The organism is Streptomyces sp. MI02-7b, assembly GCF_033793585.1.
In the GTDB taxonomy this organism is placed as follows: Bacteria; Actinomycetota; Actinomycetes; order Streptomycetales; family Streptomycetaceae; genus Actinacidiphila.
Genome location: NZ_JARAWX010000004.1, coordinates 226,459 through 251,832 on the forward strand (window position 1 = coordinate 226,459; position 25,374 = coordinate 251,832).

General features: G+C 69.8%; 14 protein-coding genes. 1 reads left to right on the top strand and 13 read right to left on the bottom strand.

Annotated features, from left to right (window positions below; genetic code table 11):
- Positions 1-20: 20 nt before the first annotated feature.
- Positions 21-899 carry a DsbA family protein gene (locus PV364_RS07995; RefSeq protein WP_319659024.1) on the bottom strand — a complete coding sequence of 293 codons (879 nt, stop codon included), beginning with the start codon at positions 897-899 and terminating at the stop codon, positions 21-23.
- A 92-nt stretch (positions 900-991) separates the two neighbouring features.
- Between PV364_RS07995 and PV364_RS08000 the strand changes: the two genes are divergently transcribed.
- Positions 992-1,411 carry an NTP pyrophosphohydrolase gene (locus tag PV364_RS08000; protein ID WP_415924535.1) on the top strand — a complete coding sequence of 140 codons (420 nt, stop codon included), beginning with the start codon at positions 992-994 and terminating at the stop codon, positions 1,409-1,411.
- A 662-nt stretch (positions 1,412-2,073) separates the two neighbouring features.
- Here PV364_RS08000 and PV364_RS08005 read toward each other — a convergent pair.
- From PV364_RS08005 to PV364_RS08060, 12 genes are all read right to left on the bottom strand, one after another.
- The gene (locus PV364_RS08005; protein WP_319659026.1) at positions 2,074-3,711 is read right to left on the bottom strand and encodes a glycosyltransferase family 39 protein; all 1,638 of its coding nucleotides are present in this window, start codon (positions 3,709-3,711) and stop codon (positions 2,074-2,076) included.
- A gap of 42 nt (positions 3,712-3,753) precedes the next feature.
- Positions 3,754-5,301, bottom strand: a complete 1,548-nt coding sequence (locus PV364_RS08010; protein ID WP_401975242.1) for an amino acid permease — start codon at positions 5,299-5,301, stop codon at positions 3,754-3,756.
- Between the two features lie 143 nt (positions 5,302-5,444).
- Complete coding sequence (gene dxs, locus PV364_RS08015) at positions 5,445-7,394, bottom strand: 1-deoxy-D-xylulose-5-phosphate synthase (protein WP_319659027.1); 1,950 nt, start codon at positions 7,392-7,394, stop codon at positions 5,445-5,447.
- Positions 7,395-7,530: 136 nt separating this feature from the next.
- On the bottom strand, positions 7,531-8,835 hold the full coding sequence (locus tag PV364_RS08020; RefSeq protein ID WP_319659028.1) for an ABC transporter permease subunit: 1,305 nt from the start codon (positions 8,833-8,835) through the stop codon (positions 7,531-7,533).
- Positions 8,832-9,620, bottom strand: a complete 789-nt coding sequence (locus tag PV364_RS08025) for an ATP-binding cassette domain-containing protein (RefSeq protein WP_319659029.1) — start codon at positions 9,618-9,620, stop codon at positions 8,832-8,834. Before PV364_RS08025 ends, PV364_RS08020 begins: the two co-directional genes overlap by 4 nt.
- Positions 9,621-9,804: 184 nt before the next feature.
- A complete protein-coding gene (locus tag PV364_RS08030) occupies positions 9,805-10,911 on the bottom strand; it encodes a sugar ABC transporter substrate-binding protein (protein WP_319659030.1) in 1,107 nt (368 codons plus the stop codon).
- Positions 10,912-11,055: 144 nt separating this feature from the next.
- On the bottom strand, positions 11,056-12,252 hold the full coding sequence (locus PV364_RS08035) for an ROK family transcriptional regulator (RefSeq protein ID WP_319659031.1): 1,197 nt from the start codon (positions 12,250-12,252) through the stop codon (positions 11,056-11,058).
- A 243-nt stretch (positions 12,253-12,495) separates the two neighbouring features.
- On the bottom strand, positions 12,496-13,428 hold the full coding sequence (locus tag PV364_RS08040; RefSeq protein WP_319659032.1) for a carbohydrate ABC transporter permease: 933 nt from the start codon (positions 13,426-13,428) through the stop codon (positions 12,496-12,498).
- 14 nt (positions 13,429-13,442) lie between these two features.
- The gene (locus tag PV364_RS08045) at positions 13,443-14,375 is read right to left on the bottom strand and encodes a sugar ABC transporter permease (protein WP_319659033.1); all 933 of its coding nucleotides are present in this window, start codon (positions 14,373-14,375) and stop codon (positions 13,443-13,445) included.
- Between the two features lie 103 nt (positions 14,376-14,478).
- Positions 14,479-15,867: an N-acetylglucosamine/diacetylchitobiose ABC transporter substrate-binding protein gene (gene ngcE / locus PV364_RS08050; protein ID WP_319659247.1), complete on the bottom strand. Its 1,389-nt coding sequence runs from the start codon at positions 15,865-15,867 to the stop codon at positions 14,479-14,481.
- Positions 15,868-16,132: 265 nt separating this feature from the next.
- Positions 16,133-18,847, bottom strand: a complete 2,715-nt coding sequence (acnA, locus tag PV364_RS08055) for an aconitate hydratase AcnA (RefSeq protein WP_319659034.1) — start codon at positions 18,845-18,847, stop codon at positions 16,133-16,135.
- Between the two features lie 461 nt (positions 18,848-19,308).
- The gene (locus PV364_RS08060) at positions 19,309-24,900 is read right to left on the bottom strand and encodes a GH92 family glycosyl hydrolase (protein ID WP_319659035.1); all 5,592 of its coding nucleotides are present in this window, start codon (positions 24,898-24,900) and stop codon (positions 19,309-19,311) included.
- Positions 24,901-25,374: the final 474 nt, after the last annotated feature.

The following is a 25,374-nucleotide window of genomic DNA, read 5'->3' on the forward strand; positions in this document are numbered from 1 at the left end:
TGGGGTAAGAGTGCGCGCGATCAGCCGACCGGAGTGACGCTCTCGCCCGTCGTCGCGGACGGATCCGCCCCGATGCCCGCGGTGTCCGTGGCGGTGGCCGACGGGGTGCCCGTCGGCGTGCTGCCTGCGGTCGCACCGTCCGTCGGGCTCGGCGACGAACTCGGACTGGGGCTCACGGCCTGACGGACCGCCAGGGCCACGGCCTTCTTCACCAGACCGCGCAGCCGCGCCGGCGTCAGCCCGCCCGCGCCGCCCGTCGGGGCGGTGACGGTCTCACCGTTGACCTGCACGACCGGCGCCGCGGTGAACCCGGCCTCGGCGAACTGCCGCTGGGACTTCTTCACCCAGGCGTAGTGGTCGCGTTCCTCCAGGCACGGCACGAACCTGCCCTCGTCGATCCTGCCGGTCGTCCTCGAGACGGCCTTGAGCAGCTTCTCGTTGTTGAGGGCGTCGTCCTGGACGTCGGCGGGCTGCACGGCCCACAGCGCGTCCACGAACTGCGTGAAACGGCCCTGGTCCTGCGCGCACGCGGCCGCGTTGGCCGCGGCAAGGCCGCCCTGGCCGCCGTTCACGGTGTCGGAGGGCCTCACCAGGCGGTAGTCGATCTGGACCTGCCCCGAGGCGAGCAGCTGCGTGAAGGTGTCCGCGAACTCGGCGGCGAACGCCTTGGACTCCGGGGCGCGCAGGTCCTCGTACACGGTCAGCGTCACCGGCAGCACGCTCGGCCGCACCGGCACGTCCAGGCCGTCCTCACCGGCGGCACCCGTCGGCGCCTTGGCCGTGTGCTCCTTCTCACCGCGCACGTGCGCCCCGATGACGGCCGACCCGCCGAACACCACGACCAGGACGACCGCGGTCGCGGCGTACGAGCGCAAGAGCTTGGACTTCGTCTGCTTCACCGGGCCTTTCTACCACCGGCCCCGGTGCCCGGATGCGGGCGGGGGGCATCCCGGCGGAAGGAGGGGCCGCCTCCCCGGGGCGCTGTGCCAGGCTGGTGGGTGTGAACGGCATTCCCGTCCCCCTGATCGTGGTCGACGCGGCCAACGTCGTGGGCTCGGTGCCCGACGGCTGGTGGCGGGACCGGCGCGGGGCGACCGAGCGGCTGCGGGACGTCCTCGCCCCCCTCGCGGCGACAGGACTCCCGCAGCGGCCGGACGTGCCGGACTGGGCCCGGGAGCCGCCGCTGGAGCTGCTGCTCGTGGTGGAGGGCGCGGCCCGGACCGTGGCCTCGGTCCCCGGCGTCCGGGTCGAGGCCGCCCCCGGCCCCGGCGACGACCGGATCGTGGAGCTCGTCGCGGACCGCCGGCCGCCGGACCGGCCCTGCCTCGTCGTCACGGCCGACCGCGAACTGCGCGAGCGCGTGACCGCGCACGGCGCCGCGGTGGCGGGACCGCGGTCGGTGCGCGCGTAGCCCCGCGCTACGGGGGCGTGGATCGCACTGAAGCCCGCAGACGTCTGCCCGAACCGGGCGAGTTGGGCGTCGAGCGCGGCTGCCGCCGATCGCGTCCCGGAATGCGGCCCCGTCCATGCCGTGGAACGAGGGGGAGCCGAGTTCGCGCTTCAAGACGGCGTGCACGTCGCGCTCGTCGCGGACCGGGCCGACGCCGATCACCACGCGTGCCGGCGCTTCGGGCTCCGGCTCCTCGGGGCGCCCCCAGAAGGACGGCGGCCACTGGCACAGCTCCGCCGTCCGGTCGTCGGGCAGGGGGGCGAGGCGCGGCGTCCGTCCGTTCCTCGAACACGTCAACGGCCGGATCGACCGGGCGCCGGTCGGGCCGCGCGCATCGCCTTCCGTACTGGTCGCAGGCACCGTGGCACGGACATTCCGCGCCGCCTCGTCCCCTCCCGACGACCGGACGCGATGCGGGCAACTCCGCCGGTAGGGCCGGCGCAGACGCTCCGGGCCGTCCTCCCGGTGGCACACCGGGCAGACGGCACACGTGCCGGGTCACCCGTCCTCGGCGTCGAGGACCGCAGCAGGGGCAGGGAGGACGGCGGGTGTCCACGGGTGCCGGTCCGTACGGTCGCACCGGCGCGATGCCACCGCGTTCCGGCCCGCGGTCCGTGGTGGCTCTAGCCGTGGCCGCCGGGCGCGTACAGCACCGCTCCGTCCACCGTCCCCACCCGGGTGTAGCCGCCCCGCGCGAGGAGGTCGCGGAACTCGGGGACGGCGGCGGCCCCGTACGGGGCGCCGCGTGAGTCGTCCACGACCAAGGCGGGGCGCGCCGAGGCGAACTCCTCGCGCAGGACGTGCCATGCGCCGGGGACGGCGTAGCGGGCGCCGACCCGGGCGCCGCCGCGGCCGCCGCTGAAGTTGGTGAGGAAGCCCGCGGTGAGGTACCGGCCGGCGGGGGCGCGGTCGGCGAGCCAGTACTGCTCGGGGTGCATGCCCCACAGCAGGACGGTGTCCTGCGGGTCGCTGCGGGCACGGACCGCCGCCGCGACCGCCTGGGCGTGGTCCGCTTCGGCGCGGGGCGCGAGAAGTCCCCAGGCGGTGAAGGCGGCCGCCGCCAGCAGCGTCCAGGCCGCGGCGACACGGCGGGCCGGGCCCCCGGAGGGCAGCCGGCGCACCGCGGCGATGCCGATGAGCACCAGCGGGGGCAGCAGTTGCAGGTAGTAGTGGCCGTAGAACTGGAAGCCCGCGACGACCGCGCAGACCGACGCCGCGAGCCACACCCACAGGTCCGCGTCGGCGAAGGGCCGCCGTCGTGCCGCCCACCACAGCGCGGGCACCAGCAGGCCGGCCCCGGCGGCCAGCAGGATCGCGGCGTTGCCGACCCCGCGCCCCGCGCCGAGGAGCCAGGCGCCCTGCGGTGACATGTAGGTGCTGGAGCCGGTGGCCGTCCAGAAGGCGAAGTTCCGCGGGCCGGTCGCCGCCGCGACCACCGCGACGGGCAGCACGCATCCCGCCAGCAGCCGTCCCCAGCCGCCTCCCGCACCGGCGGCGTACGTGCCGGAGGCGCCCCCCACGGCGGCACCGCGGCCCGGGCGCGGCAGGGGGCCGGAGCCGGCCGCCGCCCGCAGCACCGTGCCGTCGCCGCGCCCCGCGGCCCAGGACGGGGTGAGCGCGCGCAGCGTCAGCCCCGTGGAGGACGGCGCCTGCCGCCCGGCCCGCCAGAGCGACCAGGCGACGGGCAGCAGCACCACGGCCCCCGTCTGCTTGGTGAGGGCCGCCCCGGCCACCGCGAGCCCCGCCATGCCCCACCGTCGCCGGTCGGCCAGCAGCACGGCGGCAGCGGTCCACGGCAGCGTGAAGACCTCGAAGCTGGCCGCCTGGGTGTCCTCGGGCGCGAGGCCGACGGACAGCAGCACGGAGGCCGCGCCGGCCGCCGCCGCCCACCGGTCGCCCCAGCGGCGACGGGCGAGGGCGGCCAGCAGCGCTGCCGTGACGACGTGGGCGACGACGGCGGCGCAGCGCAGCGGCAAGAGCGAGTCGTCGCCGAAGAGCGCGAAGGCGCCCTGGTAGAGCCACGGCAGCAGCGGGGGCTTGCGGTCGACGACGGTGTCGTACAGGACCCCGCCGGCGGCCAGCATCCGGGCCTGCGTGGCGAGGAAGCCCTCGTCGGGGTTCCAGACCGGGCGCAGGAAGGACGGCAGGTGCACCAGGGCGGCCAGGACCGTCAGCAGCGGGATCAGCGGCAGCCAGAACCTGTCGCCCGGGAAGGCCCGTGCCCGCGCGGCGGGAGGGGCGTTCTCGGGACGGCTGGGCACGCGCCCCAAGCTACCCCACCTCCGCGGGACCCCTGGTCGCGGTCAGCTCGCCCCGCGGCGGTCCGGCTGCGGCCCGCGCAGCCGGCTGTGCCGGTGTCCGTAGGCGAAGTACACGACGAAGCCCAGCGCCATCCAGATCGCGAACCGGAGCCAGGTCTCGGCGGGCAGGTTGAGCATCAGCCAGAAGGTGGCCAGCACCGACACCAGCGGCACCCACGGCACCCACGGGGTCCGGAAGGACCGCGGCAGGTCGGGGCGGGTGCGGCGGAGCACGACCACGCCGATCGCGACGACGATGAACGCGAAGAGCGTGCCGATGTTCACCAGCTCGGCCAGTTCCGCGATGCTGGTGCACCCCGCGACGACCGCGACGACACTGCCGAGCAGCAGGATCGAGCGGTACGGCGTGCCCGCCTTGGGGTGGACGCGGGAGAAGAAGCGCGGCAGCAGGCCGTCGCGGCTCATCGCGAAGAACACCCGGCTCTGGCCGAGCAGCAGGATCATGCACACGGTCGTCAGGCCGACCGCGGCGCCGAAGCTGATCAGCCCGGCCCAGAAGGGGTGGCCGACCGACTTGAACGCGTCGGCGAGCGGGGCGTCGACGGACAGTTCGGTGTACTTCTGCATGCCGGTGACGACGACGGAGACCGCGACGTACAAGATGGTGCAGATGAGCAGCGACCCGAGGATGCCGCGCGGCACGTCCCGCTGGGGGTTGCGGGTCTCCTCGGCGGCCGTGGCGACGATGTCGAAGCCGATGTAGGCGAAGAAGACCACGGCGGCCGCGGTGAAGATGCCCATGACGCCGAACTGTGCGGGCTGGAAACCGGTCATCAGCTGGATGAGCGGCGCCCCGAGGCCGGCCCCCGTCCCGGTCACCTCCTTGGAGGGCGGGATGAACGGCTTGTAGTTGTCGGCCTTGACGAAGAACGCTCCGGCGACGATGACGACGAGCACCACGGCCACCTTGATGGCCACGATCACGGAGGTCACGCGGGCCGACAGCTTCATGCCGGCCACCAGGATGCCGGTCAGCACGAGGACCAGCAGGAAGGCCAGCAGGTCGAAGTGGAACGTGGTGTCCGTGCTGCCGGACAGGGCGGTCGGCAGCTGCCAGCCCCAGTTGTCCATCAGCGAGCGGATGTAGCCGGACCAGCCGACCGACACCACCGCGCATCCCAGCGCGAGTTCGAGCACGAGGTCCCACCCGATGATCCAGGCGGGCAGTTCGCCGAGAGTGGCGAAGGAGAAGGTGTACGCGGACCCGGCGACCGGCACAGTGGAGGCGAACTCCGCGTAGCACAGGGCCGCGAGGGCGCACACGATGCCGGAGACGACGAAGGCGAAGGCCACCGAGGGGCCCGCGTTGTCCCTGGCCACCTTGCCGGTGAGCACGAAGATGCCGGTGCCGATGACGACGCCGACACCGAAGACCGTGAGGTCGAGGGCGGAGAGCGACTTCTTGAGGGTGTGCTCCGGTTCTTCCGTGTCCCTGAGGGACTGTTCGACGGATTTGGTCCGGAAGATCCCGCTCTGTCGCCTCCCGGCAGGTTTTTCGCCGTGCCCGCCGAAACCGCCGTTATCACCCAGATCCACCGGCGCACCTCCACAGTTGTTCCTGCATCACAACACCTGGGGGTGCTTGTGACCGGAACAGGCGCGCCTACACCTGCGCAGATGGGCCGGGCGATCACCCGTAAGGGTGGCCGCCCGGCCCATCGGCCCGTACTGCGTCAGTCGCCGGCCACCTGCGGGGTGGGCTCGTCGGCGTAACGGCCCTGGAGGCGCGAGACCAGGCCGGTCACCTGGCGGGCGATGTCCGGGGCGGTCAGGCCGATCTCGGCCATGACCTCCTTGCGGCTTGCGTGGTCCAGGAACTGCTGCGGGATGCCGAAGTCCCGCAGCGGGACGTCCACGTTGGCGTCGCGCAGCGCCTGGGAGACCGCGGAGCCGACGCCGCCGGCGCGGCCGTTGTCCTCCACGGTGACGACGACGCGGTGGCGGGCGGCCAGGCCCGGCAGCGCCTCGTCGACCGGCTTGACCCAACGGGGGTCGACGACAGTGGTGGTGATGCCCTGGGCGTCGAGCAGGTCGGCGATCTCCAGGCACATCGGGGCGAGCGCGCCCACCGAGACCAGCAGGACGTCGTGCGCCGGCGCCTCCGCCTCCCCCGCCGCTTCGTCGGTCCTGGGCGTGGCCTCGCGCAGCACGTCCATGCCGCCGACGCGCCCCACGGCCTTGACCGCCGGGCCGACCGCGCCCTTGGAGTAGCGCACCACGGTCGGAGCGTCGTCGATCTCGACGGCCTCGCGCAGCTGGGCGCGGACCTGGTCCGCGTCGCGCGGGGCGGCGATCCGCAGGCCGGGCACGACCTGGAGGATCGACATGTCCCACATGCCGTTGTGCGAGGCGCCGTCGGTGCCGGTGATGCCCGCGCGGTCCAGGACGAAGGTGACCCCGCACTTGTGCAGCGCCACGTCCATCAGCACCTGGTCGAAGGCCCGGTTGAGGAACGTCGCGTAGACCGCGACGACCGGGTGCAGGCCACCGGTGGCCAGACCCGCGGCCGACACCGCGGCGTGCTGCTCGGCGATACCCACGTCGTACACGCGCTCGGGGAAGGCCTTGGCGAACTTGTCCAGGCCCACCGGCTGCAGCATCGCGGCCGTGATGGCGACGATGTCCTTGCGCTCCTTGCCGAGCTTGACCATCTCCTCACCGAACACGGAGGTCCAGTCGGCGCCCGAGGCGGCGATCGGGAGACCGGTGTCGGGGTGGATCTTGCCGACGGCGTGGAAACGGTCGGCCTCGTCCTCCAGCGCCGGAGTGTAACCGCGGCCCTTCTCGGTGAGGCAGTGCACGATGACCGGTCCGCCGAAGCGCTTGGCCCGCTGGAGGGCGGACTCCAGGGCGGCGATGTCGTGGCCGTCGATGGGGCCGACGTACTTCAGGCCCAGGTCCTCGAACATGCCCTGGGGCGCGATGAAGTCCTTGAAGCCCTTCTTGGCGCCGTGCAGCGTCTCGTAGAGGGGCTGGCCGATGACCGGCGTGCGCTCGAGCAGTTCCTTGGTACGGCTCAGGAAGCGCTCGTAGCCGTCGGTGGTGCGCAGCGTGGCCAGGTGGTTGGCCAGGCCGCCGATGGTCGGCGCGTAGGAGCGCTCGTTGTCGTTGACGACGATGACCAGCGGGCGGTCCTTCGCGGCGGCGATGTTGTTCAGCGCCTCCCAGGCCATGCCGCCGGTCAGCGCGCCGTCACCGATCACGGCGACGGTGTGGTCGCGCTTGCCGAGGAGCTCGTTCGCCTTGGCGAGGCCGTCGGCCCAGCCGAGCACCGTGGAGGCGTGGCTGTTCTCGATGACGTCGTGCTCGGACTCGGCGCGCGACGGGTAGCCGGACAGACCGCCCTTGCCCTTGAGCTTCGTGAAGTCCTGACGCCCCGTGAGCAGCTTGTGGACGTAGCTCTGGTGCCCGGTGTCCCACAGCACCTTGTCCTTGGGCGAGTCGAAGACCCGGTGCAGGGCCAGGGTCAGCTCGACCACACCCAGGTTCGGGCCCAGGTGCCCGCCGGTCTTGGAGACCTCGTCGACCAGGAAGGTACGGATCTCGCCGGCCAGCTCCACCAGCTGTTCTGGCGCGAGCCGGTCGAGGTCGCGCGGTCCCTTGATACGAGTCAGCAGCGCCACCCGTGCCTCCTTGCTGTCGCTTGCCGGGTTTCCCGAGTGTATGTGGTCGTGTTCCGGGCCCCGCACACACCTGTGCCCGGCGCTGGGATGATCTTCCCTGCGCCGGGCACGTCACGCCACTGGTGTGCGGTGCGGACTAGCCGCGGCCGGCCGCCTTCTGGCTCCGGCGGGACACCGAGTCGATGACCACGGCCGCGAGCAGAACCGCCGCGGTGATCATGTACTGCAGTGCGGTGTTCATGTTGAGCAGGTCCAGGCCGGTCTGGATGGACTGGATGACCAGCATGCCGAGCAGCGCGGACCACACGTTGCCGCGACCGCCGAAGAGGCTGGTACCGCCGATGACCGCGGCCGCGATGGCCAGCATCAGCACGTTGCCGCCACCGGCGCCCAGCGTCGCGGTGTAGGTCTGGGCGGCGAAGAACATACCGCCGAGCGCCGCGAAACCGCCGGCGATGGCGAACACCGAGATGCGGACCAGGGCGACGTTGATACCCGCACGGCGGGCCGCCTCGATGCCGCCGCCGACCGCGAAGACCTTGCGGCCGTAGGAGGTGCGGCGCAGCACGAAGTCGGTGATGACCAGGGCCGCCAGGAAGACCACCAGGGCGTTGGGCACACCGCTCGCCTGGTTCAGCACGTACGCGGCGACGAAGGCCACCACCGCGAGGGCACCGACGCGCAGCGCGATCTCACTGGTGGGCCGGTACGGGACCTCGGCCGAGCGACGGCGGCGCTGGTCGATCAGCGAACCCGCGAGCATGGCCACGGTGCCGAGGCCGGCCAGCAGGTAGGCACCGGCGACGTCCTGGTCCAGGAAGAAGGAGCGCTGGCCCAGGATGTGCAGCGGGCCGTCGTCCGGGATGGAGAGGCTTCCGCTGTCGCCGAGCAGCTGCAGCATCAGGCCGTTCCAGCCGAGGAAACCGGCGAGGGTGACGACGAAGGCGGGGACGCCGATCTTCGCGAAGAACCAGCCGTGCAGCGAACCGATGAGGACGCCGGTCACGATGGTGAGCAGCAGGGCGAGCCAGGGGTTCATCCCGTGCTTGGTCACGAAGATGGCGAAGAGCGCCGAGGCCAGACCGCTGACCGAGCCCACCGAAAGGTCGATCTCGCCGAGCAGCAGCACGAAGACCAGGCCGATGGCGAGCATGCCCGTGGCGGCCAGGAAGAAGCCGATGTTGGCCAGGTTGCCCGCGGTGAGGAACTGGCTGGACTGGGTCTGGAAGATGGTCCAGATGATGATCAGGCCGATGATGACCGGGAGCGAGCCCAGTTCACCGCCGCGCACCTTGCGCTTGAACTCCGTGAGGTAGCCCTTGAAGCCTTCCTCGCGGACCAGCAGTCGCGGGTCGACGACGGGCACGGCCGCCGAGGACGGGTCCTCGACCGACGCCACCGTCTCGTTCTCCGGCTTGACGGTCTTCGACGTGTCGCTCACTTCGCAACCTCCGTGCGCCGCGCCTGACGGCGGGTCACGGCGTTGTCCGTGGCACCCGTGATGGCGGAGATGATTTCTTCCTGGGACGTGCTCTTGACGTCGAAGACGCCGTTGTTGCGGCCGAGACGCAGCACGGCGACGCGGTCGGCGACAGCCTTGACGTCGACCATGTTGTGGCTGATGAGGATGACGGCGAGGCCGCGCTGGCGCAGCCGCTCGACCAGGTCGAGGACCTGGGCGGTCTGCTCCACACCGAGGGCGGCGGTGGGCTCGTCGAGGATCACCAGCTTGGGGTCACCGATCAGCGCGCGGGCGATGGCGACGACCTGCCGCTGACCACCCGACAGGGCCGCGATCGGGATGCGGACGCTGGGGATGCGGATCGACAGGGTGCTGAGCAGCTCCCGCGAACGCTTCTCCATCGTGACCTCGTCGATCACACCGGCGCGCCGCAGCTCCCGGCCGAGGTACAGGTTGGCGACGACGTCCAGGTTGTCGCAGAGCGCGAGGTCCTGGTAGACCGTCGCGATGCCCAGACCCTGGGCGTCGTGCGGCCGGTTGATGCTGACCGGCTTGCCTTCCCACTCGATGACGCCCTCATCGATGGGGTGCACACCGGCGATCGTCTTCACCAGGGTTGACTTACCTGCGCCGTTGTCGCCGACGAGCGCGACGACCTCTCCGGCGTGAACCTCCAGGTCGACATCGGTGAGTGCCTGGACCGCACCGAATCGCTTGGAGGCTCCGCGCAACGCCAGCACGGGCGTAGCGGACACGTGAACCATCTCCTTCGCCGCCTGACCGGCGGGGATGCCGCGCTTGGACTGGCGCGGAGTTTTGTGCGAGTTGCACTGCCTTACATGATGACAACAGAGTGTCTGTCCGGCGCCCGCCCGTCAGCGGGGTCTGTGGACGGGCGGGCACCGGACAGGTCTGTGCGGCGGCCTCCGGTGGGAGGACCTTGCCGTGTTACTGGATGCCGGCGGCCTTGCAGGCCTTGGCGAACTCGGCGGTGCAGATCTCGGAGGCGCTGTAGAGGCCGTCCTTGATGACCGTGTCCTTCACGTTCGCCTTGGTCACGGAGATCGAAGGCACCAGCTGCGACGGGACCTTGTCGCCGGAGCCGCTGGTCAGCGTGGTCGTGGCGAGCGAGTCGATGGCCTTGCCCTCGAGCAGGTTGACCGCGAGCTGGGCAGCCGCGTCGGCCTCCGGCTTGAACGGCTTGTAGACCGTGCTGGACTGCGTGCCCGCGATGATGCGCTGGATGCCCGCGAGTTCGGCGTCCTGACCGGTCAGCGGGATGCCGCTGATGCCGGCGCCCTTGAGGGCGGTGGCGATACCGCCGGCCATGCCGTCGTTCGCGGCGTAGACGCCGACGATCTTCTTGGCACCGAGCTGCGTGATGGCCGCCGTCATCTTCTGGTTGGCGACGGTGTCCTTCCACAGACCGCTCTGCTCGTAGGCAATCTTGACCTTGCCGTTGAGGATCTTGTGGGCGCCCTGCTTGAACAGCGCGGCGTTCGGGTCGGCGTCGTCACCGTTGATCATGACAACGTTGGCCGACGGCGTGGCCTTGGAGCCCAGCGCGTCGAGCAGCGCCTGGCCCTGCTGCTCGCCGACCTTCTCGTTGTCGAACGAGACGTAGGCGGAGACCGGACCCTGGGCGAGACGGTCGTAGGCCACGACCTTGATGCCCTTGTCCACGGCCGCCTGCACGGAGGACTTGATGGCCGCAGCGTCCTGCGAGCTGATCACGATGACCTTGACGCCCTTGGTGATCATGGTGCTCACCTGCTGCGCCTGCTTGGCAGCGTCGCCCGCGGCGTTGGCGTACTGCACGTCACAGTCCGCGCACAGCTCCTTGACCTTCGCCTCGAAGAGCGGGTGGTCGAACTTGTCGTACCGCGCGGTGACGCTGTCGGGGAGCAGCAGACCAATGGTCTTGGAGCCACCGGAGCTGCTGCTGCCGCTCGCGTCGTCCTTCTTGTCGTCGCCGGCCTTGCCGCAGGCGGCCACGGAAAGGGCCATGGAAACAGCCGCGGTGCCGATCACGACGCGCCGCATCATTGCGTTCATGTGGGGTTGCCTCCCTGACTGGGCCGCAACACTGCGGCCGAGGTGGTCGTGAGTCAACTCGGCAACAGACTTGACGTCAAGAAGTTAATACTTAACGAGATGGCAACGGTGCGTTTCGTTATGTAGATGAACGCAGCGTGATCCCTAGGACACGCCCGCTACGAGGGGTGCAGAAGCATCCAAAAGGGACGAATCTCCGACCTCGCTGAGCGCCAGGGCCAGCGCCCCGAGCACCTCCGCGCGGCCCCCAAGTGCCCCCGAGACGACGGACAGACGGCGGGCGGCACTGGGGATCGCGTACCTGGCCACAGACTCCCTTATGGGCCCCAGGACCAGCTCACCGGCCTCGGCCAGGTCGCCGCCCAACACGACGCGGCTGGGGTTCAGGAGGTTGGCCAGACTGGCCACCCCCATGCCCACGTGCCGGCCCACGTCACCGATGACGCGGCGGCAGCCCGGGTCGCCCTCACGGGCCAGTTGCACCATCCGCGCCAGGGTGAGGTCCGGTCCGTGACTGCCGCGCAGCAGTTCCAGGACGTACCGGGCGGCGGTGAAGGTCTCCAGGCAACCGCGGTTGCCGCAGCGGCAGACCGGGCCCGACTCGTCCAGCGTGATGTGACCTATCTCGCCCGCGGTGCCCCCCGGACCCCGGTAGATCCGGCCGTCCATCACCAGTCCGGCGCCGACACCACTGGCCACCTTGATGTAGGCGAGGTCCTTGACCCCCCGCCCGCTGCCCCAGACCAGTTCGCCCAGCGCGCCGAGGTTGGCGTCGTTGTCCACCTGGACCGGCATGCCCAGCCGCTCGGCGAGCTCCTGGCGGGGGTTGAGACCGCCCCAGCCCGGCAGGATCGCGGTGGAGCCCAGCGTCCCGGTCTCCACGTCGATCGGGCCCGGCACGCCGAGGCCGACCCCGATCACCTTGTCCGTCCCCACGTCGGTCGACTCGATCAGCCGGGTCACCAGCTGTTCCGCCCGGTCGAAACCCTCGGAGGCCGAGGTGTCCACGTCGAACGGCTCGGACTGCTCGGCCAGCACCTGGTGGGCGAGGTTGCCGACGGCCACGCGCAGGTGCGAGTGCCCGAAGTCGACGCCGACGACGATGCCCGCGTCCCCGGACAGGGTGACCGCGCGCGCCCGCCTGCCGCCCGAGGAGGTGGGCGTGACCTGAACCGTCCCGCTGTCCCTCAGTTCACGAACGATGTTGGAGACCGTTGCCGCGGACAGCCCCGTCGACCGGGCGATCTCCGCCTGCGTCAGCGAGCCCGCCAGGCGCACGGCCCGGACCACTCGCTCCAGGTTGGCCCGGTGCAGCGACGACTGCGATCCCGGAGTCTCCACGACCATCCCACTCCCGACGACCGGACGGGACCGCACCGATGAGACCCCGTCGTCTACAACATGTGAACTCTAACTTGAGCCTTTGGGCCTACTTCCCGTCAAGGGGGAGAACAACAGAGCTGCCGGAATGCCCGAAAACTGCGGAAGCGGCCCCGTCATGTGACGAGGCCGCCTCCGTTTCGGGCGGATCGGCTGCGCAGCGCGCCTGCCCGATTACTTCAGGTCACTTCGGTGTGCCCCGGGTCACTTCAGGGTGCCGGCGGTCAGACCGGCCTGGACCTGGCGCTGGAAGCTGAGGTAGACCACCAGCACGGGCAGCATGGCGACCGTCATGCCGGCGAAGAGCGCCGGGTAGTCGCCGGAGTAGCCCTGCTGCTGCGCCAGGTTCACCAGGCCCTGGGCGAGCATCGAGCGGTCCGGGTCGCTGCTGCTCTGCTGCTGCATGAGGGTCATCGGCAGGATGTACTGGTTCCACTGGCCGAGGACGTTGAAGATCCCGACGCTGATCAGGCCCGGCTTGGCCATCGGCAGCATGACCTGGAAGAACGCCCGGGAGTGCGAGCAGCCGTCGATCATCGCCGCCTCGTGCACCGCCGTCGGCAGCGTCCGGAAGAACGAGTGCATGAAGAAGACCGTGAACGGCAGCGAGTACGCGATGTAGACCAGGATCAGGCCCTGGTAGGTGTTGAGCATGCCCAGGTTGCTGACCATGAAGAACAGCGGCACCAGGGCGAGGTACACCGGGAACATCGCGCCCCCGACGAACAGGTAGTAAATGGCCCGGTTGCCCGGGAATTCGTAGCGCGCCAGCACGTACGCCGTCATCGCGCCGAGGAGCATCGTCAGCGGCACGGAGAAGACCAGCACGATCACGGTGTTGACGAAGAACTCGCCGATGCCCTTCTCCCAGGCCCGGGAGAAGGCGTCGAAGGACCAGTGCGAGGGCCAGGACCAGGCGCTCGCACCGATCTCCTTGTTGTTCTTGAACGAACCGAGGACGATCCAGCCCAGCGGCAGCAGGATCATCACGCCCCACAGCACGAGGAAGCCGTGCGAGAAGACGTTGAGCGTCGTACCGCCCTCGGCGGAGTGCGGGCGGTCCGGCTTCCTGCCGTCGATCACCGGCAAAGGGCTGGTGAGGGGGACGGGCGTGGGCTGCTTGATGGGAGTGGCCATGGGATGCCTCCCGCTCAGAATTCGATGCGCTCGCGGCGGGTGGCCCGCAGCGTGATAGCGGAAAGGATCAAGGTGAGGAAGAGGATGACGACGCCCATGGCGCAGGCGTAGCCGCTCTTTCCGAAGGTGAGGAAGTTACGCATCAGATAGGTCGACATGACCTCACCGTGGTAGTCCGGGCCGCCGCCGTAATTCGATCCCGGAGTGAGGTTGGAGGCCAGGGCGAAGAAGTCCATCGCGGCGATCGCGAGATAGACCCACGCGGTCTGCACGCTGTCCCACAGCAGCGGGAGCGTCACCTTGAAGAACGTCTGCACACGGCCCGCGCCGTCCAGCAGGGCCGCCTCGTAGATGTCCTTCGGAATGGACTGCATCGCCGCTGAGAAGAGCACCAGGTAGAAACCCACACCGGCCCAGATCTGGACGCCCAGCAGGCACCACATCACCAGGTTCGGGCTGTTCAGCCACTCGATCGGATTCTGGGCGTCCTCCAGGTGCAGCTTGAGCAGCACGCCGTTGAGCAGGCCCGATCCGTCACTGCGGTAGATCGCCTGGAAGAGCACGACGAGAATGGCGACCGAGAGCACCTGGGGAAAGAAGAACACCACCTTGTAGAAGGCGGAGCCGCGTACTCCCTGGACGCCGGTCGTGCCGCCGCGGCCGCCGACATTGAGCATGAAGGCGAAGAACAGCGCCAGCAGGATCGTGATCACCGGCAGGAACACCAGGAGCAGCACATTGTGCTGCAGTGCCTGCAGGAAGACGTGGTCACTGAAGAGCGTCGTGTAGTTCTTCAGACCGACGAAGTTCATCGTCTGGGACTGACCCGACCAGTCCGTCAGCGAATAGCCGAAGGTCTGCAGGTACGGCCAGATCACGAAGACGATGTACAGGACGAGCGGAAAGAAGAGAAACCCCACGATGAAGGGGTACTTGCGGTATCGCATGGCACTGCTCCTGCCATCGGATAGACCATCGCACCGGGGCCCCGACCGCCCCCTCGTCCATGAGGGGGGATCGGGCCCCCGGTGCGCAAGGGCCGGTGGACGGTTAGCCCTTCTTGGCCTTCTCGGCCGCCGCCTTGACCCGCTTGAGCCAGTCGGCGGGCTTGATGCGCTTGGCCATCAGCTCGGCGCTGGCGTTCTGCACGTCCGTGTCGAAGGCGCTCTGCGTGTTGGGGTAGTTGTAGTTGAAGACGTTGCTGCCGGCCGCGCTGAGCGCCGTCACGGTGGACTTGGTGCCCGGGCGGAGCTCGACGTCGGAGCCGACGCCGTCCTTGAGGACGGTCAGCGAGTTCGCGGTCTGGGCGAACTTGCTGGAGCCCTCCTTGGTGAGCATCAGGCGCAGGAACTCCAGGCCGCCGGCCTGGTTCTTGGCCTTCTTCGGGACGATGAAGGGCTCACCGGCGCCGGCGCGGATCGCCTCGAAGGGCAGCTTGTCGCCGTCGAGCGAGGGGATCGGCATGAAGGTCATCTCGAAGTCCGAGGGGGTGGCCTTCAGCTGCTCGTTCTCCAGCCACGAACCGCAGGGGATGAAGGCGGCCTTGCCCTCGTTCCAGGCGGTCTGCGACTCGATGTGGGTCATGCCGTTGGTGCCCGGCAGCAGGAAGCCCTTGTCCGGGATCTCGTAGACGGCCTCGACGGCCGCCTTCGCGGCCGGCTCGTCCCAGACGGTCGGGTCGAGGCTGTCGATCCGCTTCACCAGGTCGGGACCGCCCTGCTTGGCGATCAGGTCCATGACCACGATGTTGATGTAGTACGGGTACTTGCCCTGGTGGCAGAAGGGGGCGATCCCGGCCTTCTTGATCTCCGCGGACAGCGACATGAAGTCGGCCCAGGTCTTCGGCGCGGTCCAGCCCTTCTCCTTGAAGAGCTTGCCGGAGTACCACAGGCCCCACACCGTGTAGATGTAGGAGAGCTGGTACATCTTGCCGTCGTCAAAGGTGCCGGTCTCGATGGTGCCCGGCTGCAGGACGTCGCGGATCTTCTTGGTCGGGTCGTCGATGTAAGCGGCGTCGAGGAGGGGGGTGAGGTCGGTGAGCTGGCCGCTCTTGTAGAGGACGTCCAGCTTGATCTGCGCGGCGCCGGAGTCGTCCACGACGTCCGGCGGGTTGCCGGCGTTGAAGCGGGGCTGGAGCTTGCCGGTGATCTCCTGGGTGCCCAGGTGGCTGATCTTCGCCCCGGAGAACTTCTTCTGGTAGAGCTTCTCGAACTGCTTGGCGTAGTCGTCGCCGTAGCCGCCCTTGAAGATCACGACATCGAGTGCGGCGTCGTTGGCCACGCCGAACGGATTGTCCTTGGACTTCTCCCCCTTCTCGGGGGCGTTGCTGCCGCCACCGCTGGACGCGCACGCGCTCAGCAGTCCCGCGGACGGGGCGGCCAGCAGGCTCACGGCCGCTGCCCGCTTGATCAGATCGCGCCGGTTGACGTCGGATCCCATGCTCAAGTCCTCACCTTCTCCAGGACCCAGGCAGTGCGGAGTTGTTTCCGTGCACGGGCCACACACCCGCCGTTCCCCCCGCGCGAGCCCGTGTTGGCGGGCCCCCTGGACGCGCACAGGTATAGTCCACTTCCCGCGAAGTGGGCAAGGTCATACGCGCTTTTGGCAGACAGCTTTCCCTAGTTGAGACCTCGCGGTAACGCGAGCGGGCCCGCACCCCCTGCCGGGGTGCGGGCCCGCTGCGGCCTTGCGAGCGCCTTGATCCTTACTTGCGGATGAGCGAACGCAGGACGTACTGCATGATGCCGCCGTTGCGGTAGTAGTCCGCCTCGCCGGGGGTGTCGATCCGGACCACGGCGTCGAACTCGACGCCGGTGTCGGTGCTGACCTTGACAGTGCGCGGCGTGGTGCCCTCGTTGAGCTCGGTGACACCGGTGAAGGAGAAGGTCTCCTCACCGGTCAGGCCCAGCGAGGCCGCCGTGGCGCCCTCGGGGAACTGCAGCGGCAGGACCCCCATGCCGATCAGGTTCGAGCGGTGGATGCGCTCGTAGGACTCGGCGATGACGGCCTTGACGCCGAGCAGCGCGGTGCCCTTGGCGGCCCAGTCGCGGGAGGAGCCGGAGCCGTACTCCTTGCCCGCCAGGACGACCAGCGGGGTGCCGGCCGCCTGGTAGTTCTGCGACGCGTCGTAGATGAAGGCGACCGGGGCGCCCTCCTGCGTGAAGTCGCGGGTGTAGCCGCCCTCGGTGCCCGGCGCGATCTGGTTGCGCAGGCGGATGTTGGCGAAGGTGCCGCGGATCATGACCTCGTGGTTGCCGCGGCGGGAGCCGTAGGAGTTGAAGTCGCGGCGCTCCACACCGTGCTCGGTGAGGTACTTGCCGGCCGGGGTGTCGGCCTTGATCGCGCCGGCCGGGGAGATGTGGTCGGTGGTGACCGAGTCGCCCAGCTTGGCCAGCACACGGGCACCGGTGATGTCGGTGACCGGGTCCGGCTCGTGCTTCATGCCCTCGAAGTACGGGGGCTTGCGGACGTAGGTCGACTGCGGGTCCCACTCGAAGGTGTTGCCGGTCGGGATCGGCAGCGACTGCCACTGGGCGTCGCCGGCGAAGACGTCCTGGTAGGACGTGCTGAACATGTCCTGGCCGATCGCGGAGGCGACGACCTCGTTGACCTCCTGCTCGGACGGCCAGATGTCCTGCAGGTACACCGGCTTGCCCTCGGTGTCCGTGCCGATGGCGTCCTTGGTGATGTCCACCTTCATCGAGCCGGCGATGGCGTACGCGACGACCAGCGGCGGGGACGCCAGGTAGTTCATCTTGACGTCCGGGTTGATCCGGCCCTCGAAGTTGCGGTTGCCGGAGAGCACCGAAGTGACCGCCAGGTCGTGCTCGTTGACGGCCTTGGAGACCTCGTCCGGCAGCGGGCCGGAGTTGCCGATGCAGGTGGTGCAGCCGTACCCGACGAGGTTGAAGCCCATCTTGTCGAGGTACGGGGTGAGGCCGGCACGGTCGTAGTAGTCCATGACGACCTTGGAGCCCGGGGCCAGCGTGGTCTTGACCCACGGCTTGCGGCTGAGGCCCTTCTCGACCGCCTTCTTGGCCACCAGTGCGGCGGCGACCATGACGTACGGGTTCGAGGTGTTGGTGCAGGAGGTGATCGCGGCGACGGTGACGGCGCCGTGGTCGATCTCGTACGTGGACCCGTCGGGCGCCGTGACCAGGGTCGGGCGGGACGGCACGCCGTTGGCGGCGGCCGGGGAGTCGGAGGCCGGGAAGGACTCCTTGCCCGACTCGTCCGCGGTGTCCACGTAGTTGCGGACGTCGCTCTTGAACTGCTCGGCGGCGCTCGCCAGGACGATGCGGTCCTGCGGGCGCTTCGGGCCGGCGATGGAGGGGACGACCGTGGAGAGGTCGAGCTCCAGCTTCTCGGAGAAGTCCGGCTCGGCGGCCGGGTCCAGCCACAGACCCTGCTCCTTGGCGTACGCCTCGACAAGGGCGAGCTGCTGCTCCGAACGGCCCGTCAGCTTCAGGTAGTTAATGGTTTCTGCATCGATCGGGAAGATCGCCGCGGTGGAGCCGAACTCCGGCGACATGTTGCCGATCGTGGCGCGGTTGGCCAGCGAGGTGGCGGAGACGCCCTCGCCGTAGAACTCGACGAACTTGCCGACGACCCCGTGCTTGCGCAGCATCTCGGTGATGGTCAGCACCAGGTCGGTCGCGGTGGTGCCGGTGGGCAGCTCGCCGGTCAGCTTGAAGCCGACGACGCGCGGGATCAGCATGGAGACCGGCTGGCCGAGCATCGCGGCCTCGGCCTCGATGCCGCCGACGCCCCAGCCGAGGACGCCGAGGCCGTTGACCATGGTGGTGTGCGAGTCGGTGCCGACCAGCGTGTCGGGGTAGGCCTGGCCGCCCCGGACCATGATCGTGCGGGCCAGGTGCTCGATGTTGACCTGGTGGACGATGCCGGTGCCCGGCGGGACGACCTTGAACTCGTCGAACGCGGTCTGGCCCCAGCGCAGGAACTGGTAGCGCTCCTTGTTGCGGCCGTACTCCAGCTCCACGTTCTGCGAGAAGGACTCCGGAGTACCGAACTTGTCGGCGATCACGGAGTGGTCGATGACCAGCTCGGCGGGCGCCAGCGGGTTGATGCGGGACGGGTCGCCGCCCAGTTCCTTCACGGCCTCGCGCATGGTGGCGAGGTCGACCACGCACGGCACACCCGTGAAGTCCTGCATGATCACACGGGCCGGCGTGAACTGGATCTCCTGGCTCGGCTGCGCCTGGGAGTCCCAGCCGCCGAGCGCGCGGATGTGGTCGGCCGTGATGTTCGCGCCGTCCTCGGTGCGGAGCAGGTTCTCCAGCAGCACCTTCAGGCTGTAAGGGAGGCGCGCGGAGCCCTCGACCTTGTCCAGCCGGAAGATTTCGTACGACTCGTCGCCCACCTGCAGGGTGCTGCGGGCGTCGAAGCTGTTCGCCGACACGACAGTCTCCTTCGTAACTTTGCGCGTACCACCGCAATGCTGCCGCTACGGCCTCAGGCCGATCCGCTAAGGTAGGACTAAGTAAGGTGAGCCTTACCTGTGGCGGCAGCGGTGCGCCTCGGCAGATATCTCGATGTCGAGATAACTCTAATACATCACCGCTGCCGGGTCATGCGCTGGGCCGCCCGGAGCCGTTCACGGCCGTGGCCGCCCCGCCGGGCGGCCTGCCCTGCGCCGTGCGCGGGACTTGCCCGGACAGGGCCCGGAACGGGGCTCTGGGCCCCTTGCGGCCCCCGGAGGGCGCCCGGGGCCGCCGGCCGTGCCCGCGACGCCCCTGTGCCGCGCACGCGCCCGCGGGGCTGCACGGAAAAGCGCCGGTGGGCGGGGCCGTGATCACGGCCCCGCCCACCGGCGGCTCTGACTGGTTCAGCCCAGTCCGGCTCGGTCCAGCTCGGTTCGGGTCAGTTCTGGTCGGTGACCTCGAAGTGCAGCCGGACATGGGCCGCCGAATCGGCGCCGGCCAGCGTGACACCGGTCGGACCCGGCTTGGCCGTCCCCGGAACGCTGATGGTCGCGCCGTAGATCACACCGTCGGCGTTCGCGTGCACGGTGATGAAGGCGAGACCGTCACCGAAGCCGATCCTCACGGCCTCGTTCGGCGCGAACCCGCTGGCGTTGACGACGATCGCCGTGGCGCGCGGCCCCGACGTCGTCGACAGCAGCACGTCGGGTCGGTACGTCCGCGCCTGCGGTTCATCGGTCACCCGGACGGTGGCCGTCGCCGGGGTCCGCGAGGACGTACCGGCCGCGGTGATGGCGTACCGGCCGGGCTGCGCGTCGTCGGACGCCGCCACGGACGCGTGGACCGCACCCGTCGCGGAGGCCTCGACCGTCACGCTGCGCGCCGGGCTGGTGCCCAGCTTGACGGTCACACGCTCGCCGGCGGCGAACCCGCTGCCGTTGACGGTGATCGCGTCACCGGCCTCGACGGTGGCGGATGCCGAAGCCGAGATCGACGGCTGCAGCGCCGCCTCCCCCACGGTCACGGTGAACGTCTCCGTCCTGCTGGACAGCGTGTCCCACGTGGTGACGTGCACGGTGTACGTGCCCTGCTGCACGTACGTGTGCTCTGCGCTGATCGCACCGGAGGCGTCGACCGCGGCGTCGGACGGAACCGTGCCGTCACCCCACTGGACGCGGGCCTGGTAGCCCGTCGGGCCGGGAACGCCGCCGGTCACCGAACCGAGGTCCGCCGCGAGGGCCTTCCCCGGGGTGGCCGTCCGGTCCTTCGGAGTGGTGGTCACCAGCGCGGGCGCCGGCGTGCCGTCGTGGGCGACGGCGAACACGTGGATCCGGCCGGCCGAACCGGCGTCGCCGGTCTGCTTGGGCAGGGTCACCGACACCAGCGTCTTGCCCGCCGGGATCTGGAACGGCGTGGTGGCGAACAGGAACGGCTGGGCGCCGTCCCGGCTCGTGCCGAGCAGCCGGTAGGCGGACTTGGCGACGACGATGTTGCCGAAGGACGGCGTGCCGTTGGCGTTGCCGCCCAGCGTCCAGTCGCTCATCTGGATCGGGACGGCGGCGGTGCTGCCGTCGCTGAACGTCGCCGTGCCGGTGGTGTTCTGGTTGCCCTGCGTGCCGGCGCCGATGAACGAGATGCTCTTCGCGTCGGACGGCAGGTTGAGCACGAGCGTGCTGCCGTTGCCCGTCGCGTTGTCCGGCTGGCCCGCCGGGGTCTCCGGCAGCGTGAAGTGCAGCGCCGTGCCGGGCACGTCGTGCTGCTGCCCCTGGGTCACGCCGGCCGCCTTGAGAGCGGCACGCGAGTACGCCCAGGACTTGCTGTCGCAGTTCGCGGCGAGCGCGCCCTCGTCCCCGATGCAGACGGTGTCGAAGGCGGCGGTGAGGCTGGAGCTCGGCGCGTACGCCACGTCGGCCCCGACCGTGCCCGAGCCCTGGACGGTGCCGTCGGTCACCGTGACGTTCGCCTGGTAGTAACCGGGCTTGGCGTAGGTGTGCGTACCGCTGACGCTGTACACGCCCCGCGAGCTCAGAGCCGTGGTGCCCGTGGTGACCGGCGAGCCGTCACCCCAGTCGATCGTGGCCTGGTAGCCGCTCGCGGTGCCGCCGGTGACGGTGGCCAGGGGTGCCGAGACCGCGACGCCGGACGTCGCGTGCAGCCCGCTGCTCACGCCGGCGACCGTGAGGTCGCCGCCACCGAGCTGGACGTCGCCGCCCGCGAGCAGTTCGACCTCGGCGAGGCTGGTCTGCGCGGCGCCGGCGGTCTCCTTCACGACCAGGCGGAACCGCGCGAACGCGCCCGGATTGCCGATCTTGAACGGCCGGGTCTGGTTGCGGGACGGGAACACCTCGCGGTGACGCGAGTCGAGCGTGGTCCAGGTGATCCCGTCGTTGGAGGCCAGCAGCTTCCAGTCCGTCGGGTCGCCCGCGCCCGCACCGGAGGTGAGGGTGTAGTAGGACGGCGTCTGCTTGCCGCCGCGGTAGACCCAGTCGATCTGGGGCTCGCCGGTGGCGAAGGTCATCTGCGTGGTCGACGAGTCGTCGAACAGCTTCGACGCGTCCTGCCCGTCGCCGGTGGTCGCGGTGCCGAGGCCCGGACCCGTGGTGTCCTGCAAGGGCTTGGGCACGTCCGTGCCCTCGGTCAGCGACGGCGGCGCGTCGTTCTTCCCGGTACCCCACGACGACGGCTGCGAGCCCATCGCGAAGTCGATCGTGCCGCCGTGGACGAGCTCGGCCGAGTCGACGGACACCGCGCGCTGGGTCTTGCCGTTGACCTTCACACCCTGCACGTAGACGTTCTTGGTGCTGTTGTCCGGCGCGTTGACGACGATGTCGCCGCTCGTGCGGTGGACGGTCATCTTGGTGAACTGCGGCGAGCCGATGGCCCAGTGGGAGGAGCCGGCCTGCAGCGGGTAGATGCCCAGCGAGCTGAGGATGTACCACGACGACATCTCGCCGTTGTCCTCGTCACCCGGGTAGCCCTGGCCGATCTCGTCGCCGACGTAGACGCGCTGCAGGAGCTCCCGCACGATCGCCTGCGTCTTGGACGGCGCACCGGCGTAGTCGTACATGTACGGGATGTGGTGCGACGGCTGGTTGCTCATGCCGAGCTGGCCCATGCGGACCGCCTGCGCCTCGAGCATCTCGTGGATCGTGCCGTTGTACCCACCGGGGTGGTCGGCGTTCTCCGGGGTGGAGAAGAACTGGTCGAGCTTCTGCTCCAGCTGCTTCTGACCGCCGTAGAGGTTGGCCAGGCCCTGGCCGTCCTGCTGCGCGGTGAAGGCGAAGTTCCAGCCGTTCGTCTCGGTATAGGCGCCGCCCCAGTCGAGCGGGTTGCCGGTGAGGAACGTGCCGTTGGCCTGGCGTCCCTCGAAGAACTTGCTGTCCTTGTCGAAGAGGTTGACGTAGTTGCGGGCGCGCTGGAGGAAGTACGCCGACTCCTCCTTGATCCGCTTGCGGTCGTCCTTCGGCACCGACTTGTCGTCGGCCAGGGCCGCGCCCATGTTGCCGATGCCGTAGTCGTTGATGAAGCCTTCCAGCGCCCACGACACGGACTCGCCGGTGGAGGTGGGCGTGTAGCCGAGGAACAGCCCGTTCTCGATGCCCTTGCGGCCGACCTCACTGCGTCCGGACGCGACGGTGGCGTCCTTGACCGCCGCCTCGTACGCGGCGAGCGGGTCGGGCACGTCGACACCGTTGAGGTAGGCCTCGGCCAGTGCCACGTTGGCGCTGGTGCCGGTCATCAGGTCCGCGTAGCCGGGTGAGGACCAGCGGGCTATCCACCCGCCGTCGCGGTACTGCTGGACGAAGCCGTCGGCGATCTTGGCCGCGACGTCCGGGTACAGCAGCGAGTACGCGGGCCACACGGTGCGGTAGGTGTCCCAGAACCCGTTGTTGACGTAGATCTGGCCGTCCACGACCTTGGCGCCGGTCTGCGTGGCGGTCGACGTGCCGGTCGGTGCCGACACCGGGCTCGCGTACTGCCAGCGCGGCGCGGCAGCGGTGCCGGTGTTCTCCGACTGCGAGTTCGGGTACAGGTTCAGCCGGTAGAGGTTCGAGTAGAGCGTGACCTTCTGCGTCTCGTTCGCGCCCTGCACCTCGATCCGGCCGAGCCGGTCGTTCCACGCCGCGGTGGCCGCGTCGTGGATCTGGTCGAAGCTCTGCCCGGTGACCTCCAGGCCGAGGTTCTTGCCCGCCTGGCCGACCGAGATGAACGAGGTCGCGATCCGCAGCGTCACCTGCCGGCTTGCGGAGGTGTCGAAGGTGGCGGAGGTGGCGGAGGTCGCCGTCGGCGCCCGGTCGAAGGTGCCGGACACGAACATCCGGCTGCGACCGGCCGACAGACCGCTTCCGTTGTCCACCCAGCCGGTGAAGGTGCCGTCCGTGCCGATGGTGAACGTGCCGTTGTAGAAGACCAGGCTTCCGGTGGCCTGCCCGGACGGGAAGGTGAACTGCATGATCCCACCGTGGTCGGTGGGCGACATCTGCGCCTTCAGGCCGTTCTGCGTGGTGACCTGGTAGAAGTCCGGCCGCGCGATCTCGTCGTCGTGGCTGAAGGCGAGTGCCCGTCCGCTGGGCGCTCCGGTGAGCGAGCCCCCGGCCGGCACCGGCATGACCGACATCTGGTTGCGGTCACCCATCCACGGGCTGGGCTCGTGCGAGATCGCGAGTCCCTGCAGCGTCGGCAGGTTGGCCGCGTTGTTGCCCGCCTGGTAGTCGTACTCCCAGGAGTTGGACGCGGCGTTGGTGACCGGCGTGAAGAAGTTGAAGCCGTTCGGCACCGCCGAGATCGGCAGGTTGTTGCCGCGCGAGAACCCGCCGGACGCGTTGGTGCCGCGCCGGGTGTCGACGAAGTTGGTCAGGCTGGAGCCGTCCACCGGCGTCGGGGTGCCCGACACGGTGACGGCGTCGAGCCAGCCCTGGAAACGCGTCGAGGCGGTGGCCTTGGGGTCGTCGTAGGAGAGCAGGACACGGTCGATCGTCTTGCCGCCTGCGACCGCCCCGATCTCGGACTGCACCGCGTTCCACTGGTCGGCGTAGAGCACCTTCGACGCACCCTGCCCGGCCGCGGTGAGCGCGTAGCCGTGCTGGTCGACGGGCGAGAGGCCGCTCAGGTAGGTGCCGTCGGTGAAGTGCAGGTCGACGGCCGCGTACGTGGACGGGTACGTGGTGTCCTTGGCGGTGAACTCGGGGAAGATCTTGTACGACAGCCGGGTCTTGGGCCCGACCGGGATGTCGACGTCGAAGAGCTTGTTGGTCGCGTACGAGCGGCCGTCGGCCCGCGCGCCGCCCGAGTACCGCAGCGAGGCCACGCCGGAGAACCCGGCCCCCGACTTCATGTTGTAGCCGCTGACCGGTCCCGCGCCGGCGACACTGACCATCGGGGTGGCCGGCGGCAGGACGTTTGAGCCGTCGCTGATGTTCCAGTCCGCGAGCTGGAGGATCGAGTCACCGGAGTTCGCCGTGACGTTCAGCCGGTAGTAGGCGTAGGCCGTCGTGTTGGTGAAGCTGTAGGTGTTGGTGGCGAACCGCCCGCTGAAGCTCACACCCGTGCGCGTGTCCAGGTCGGTCCACGCGCTGCCGTCGTTCGACCCCTGCACGGTGAAGTCCTTGGGGTCGCGGCCCGCCGCGTCGTTCGCGGAGGTCAGCGAGTACTTCACCACCGCCGCGGGCTTGGCCAGCCGGTACGTCACCCAGCCGGTCTTGGCGAACGCCAGCCACTTGGTTGACGGATTGGCGTCCTTGACGTTGGAGGCGATCTCCCCGGGCGGGTTGTCGGCGCTGGCGGTCACCGCGCCGACCTGGTCGAGCAGGCTGCCGGGCAGTCCCGTGGAGCTCGATCCGCTCAGGTTCTCCTGGACCGGCTTGCCGCTGCCGTCGAGCTCGACGGTGCTCGCCGCGGGCTGCGGGTCGGCCGACTCGAAGGAGGAGCTGAAGTTCCCGGGCGGCGGCGCCGCGGCACCCGCCGAGGGTGCGACGACCAGCAGACCCACGGGCAGCGACAGGGCTATCGCGGCGCCTGCCCATCTTCGCAAGGACAGATGGCGGGCAGAGGGGGAAGGTGACACGGAGGGACCTTTCGTCATTGGAGGTCGGGTGCATCACGTCGGGGCGCGCCGCGGCTCGGTCCTGATCGGCGCCAGGAGGCCGTTCGGCCCGGAGAACAGGTCGGGACAGATCGAGACAGGTCAGTACGAGGAGGTGCCGCGACCGCCGACCCGGAACGGCGACAACCGCCCTGGCCCCGGACACGAGTTGGGGCGAAGGTCCTGGATCATGCGGAAGCTCCGTAAGGGGATGGGGGACTCGTAAAAGGGCACACCTGCCGTAGATCGCGGTTAGCCTGTTCCTTACCAGACAACGTTGTCAAGAGTGGAGCGCGTAACCCCCGTGAAATAGCCCGTTCTCCTTCCCGGTTCGCCCGGCCGGGACCGGGCGGGCGAACCGGGGGCCGCGATCGGCCCGCCCCCAACCGCCGTCTCCGATCAACCGCTTCGCGGGAGGCCGGG

Bases quoted from the DNA above. Each gene is read 5' to 3' on its own strand.
- PV364_RS08025 (WP_319659029.1), bottom strand. From the start codon at position 9,620: ATGGTTCACGTGTCCGCTACGCCCGTGCTGGCGTTGCGCGGAGCCTCC.
- PV364_RS08030 (WP_319659030.1), bottom strand. From the start codon at position 10,911: ATGAACGCAATGATGCGGCGCGTCGTGATCGGCACCGCGGCTGTTTCC.
- PV364_RS08040 (WP_319659032.1), bottom strand. From the start codon at position 13,428: ATGGCCACTCCCATCAAGCAGCCCACGCCCGTCCCCCTCACCAGCCCT.
- PV364_RS08045 (WP_319659033.1), bottom strand. From the start codon at position 14,375: ATGCGATACCGCAAGTACCCCTTCATCGTGGGGTTTCTCTTCTTTCCG.
- ngcE (WP_319659247.1), bottom strand. From the start codon at position 15,867: ATGGGATCCGACGTCAACCGGCGCGATCTGATCAAGCGGGCAGCGGCC.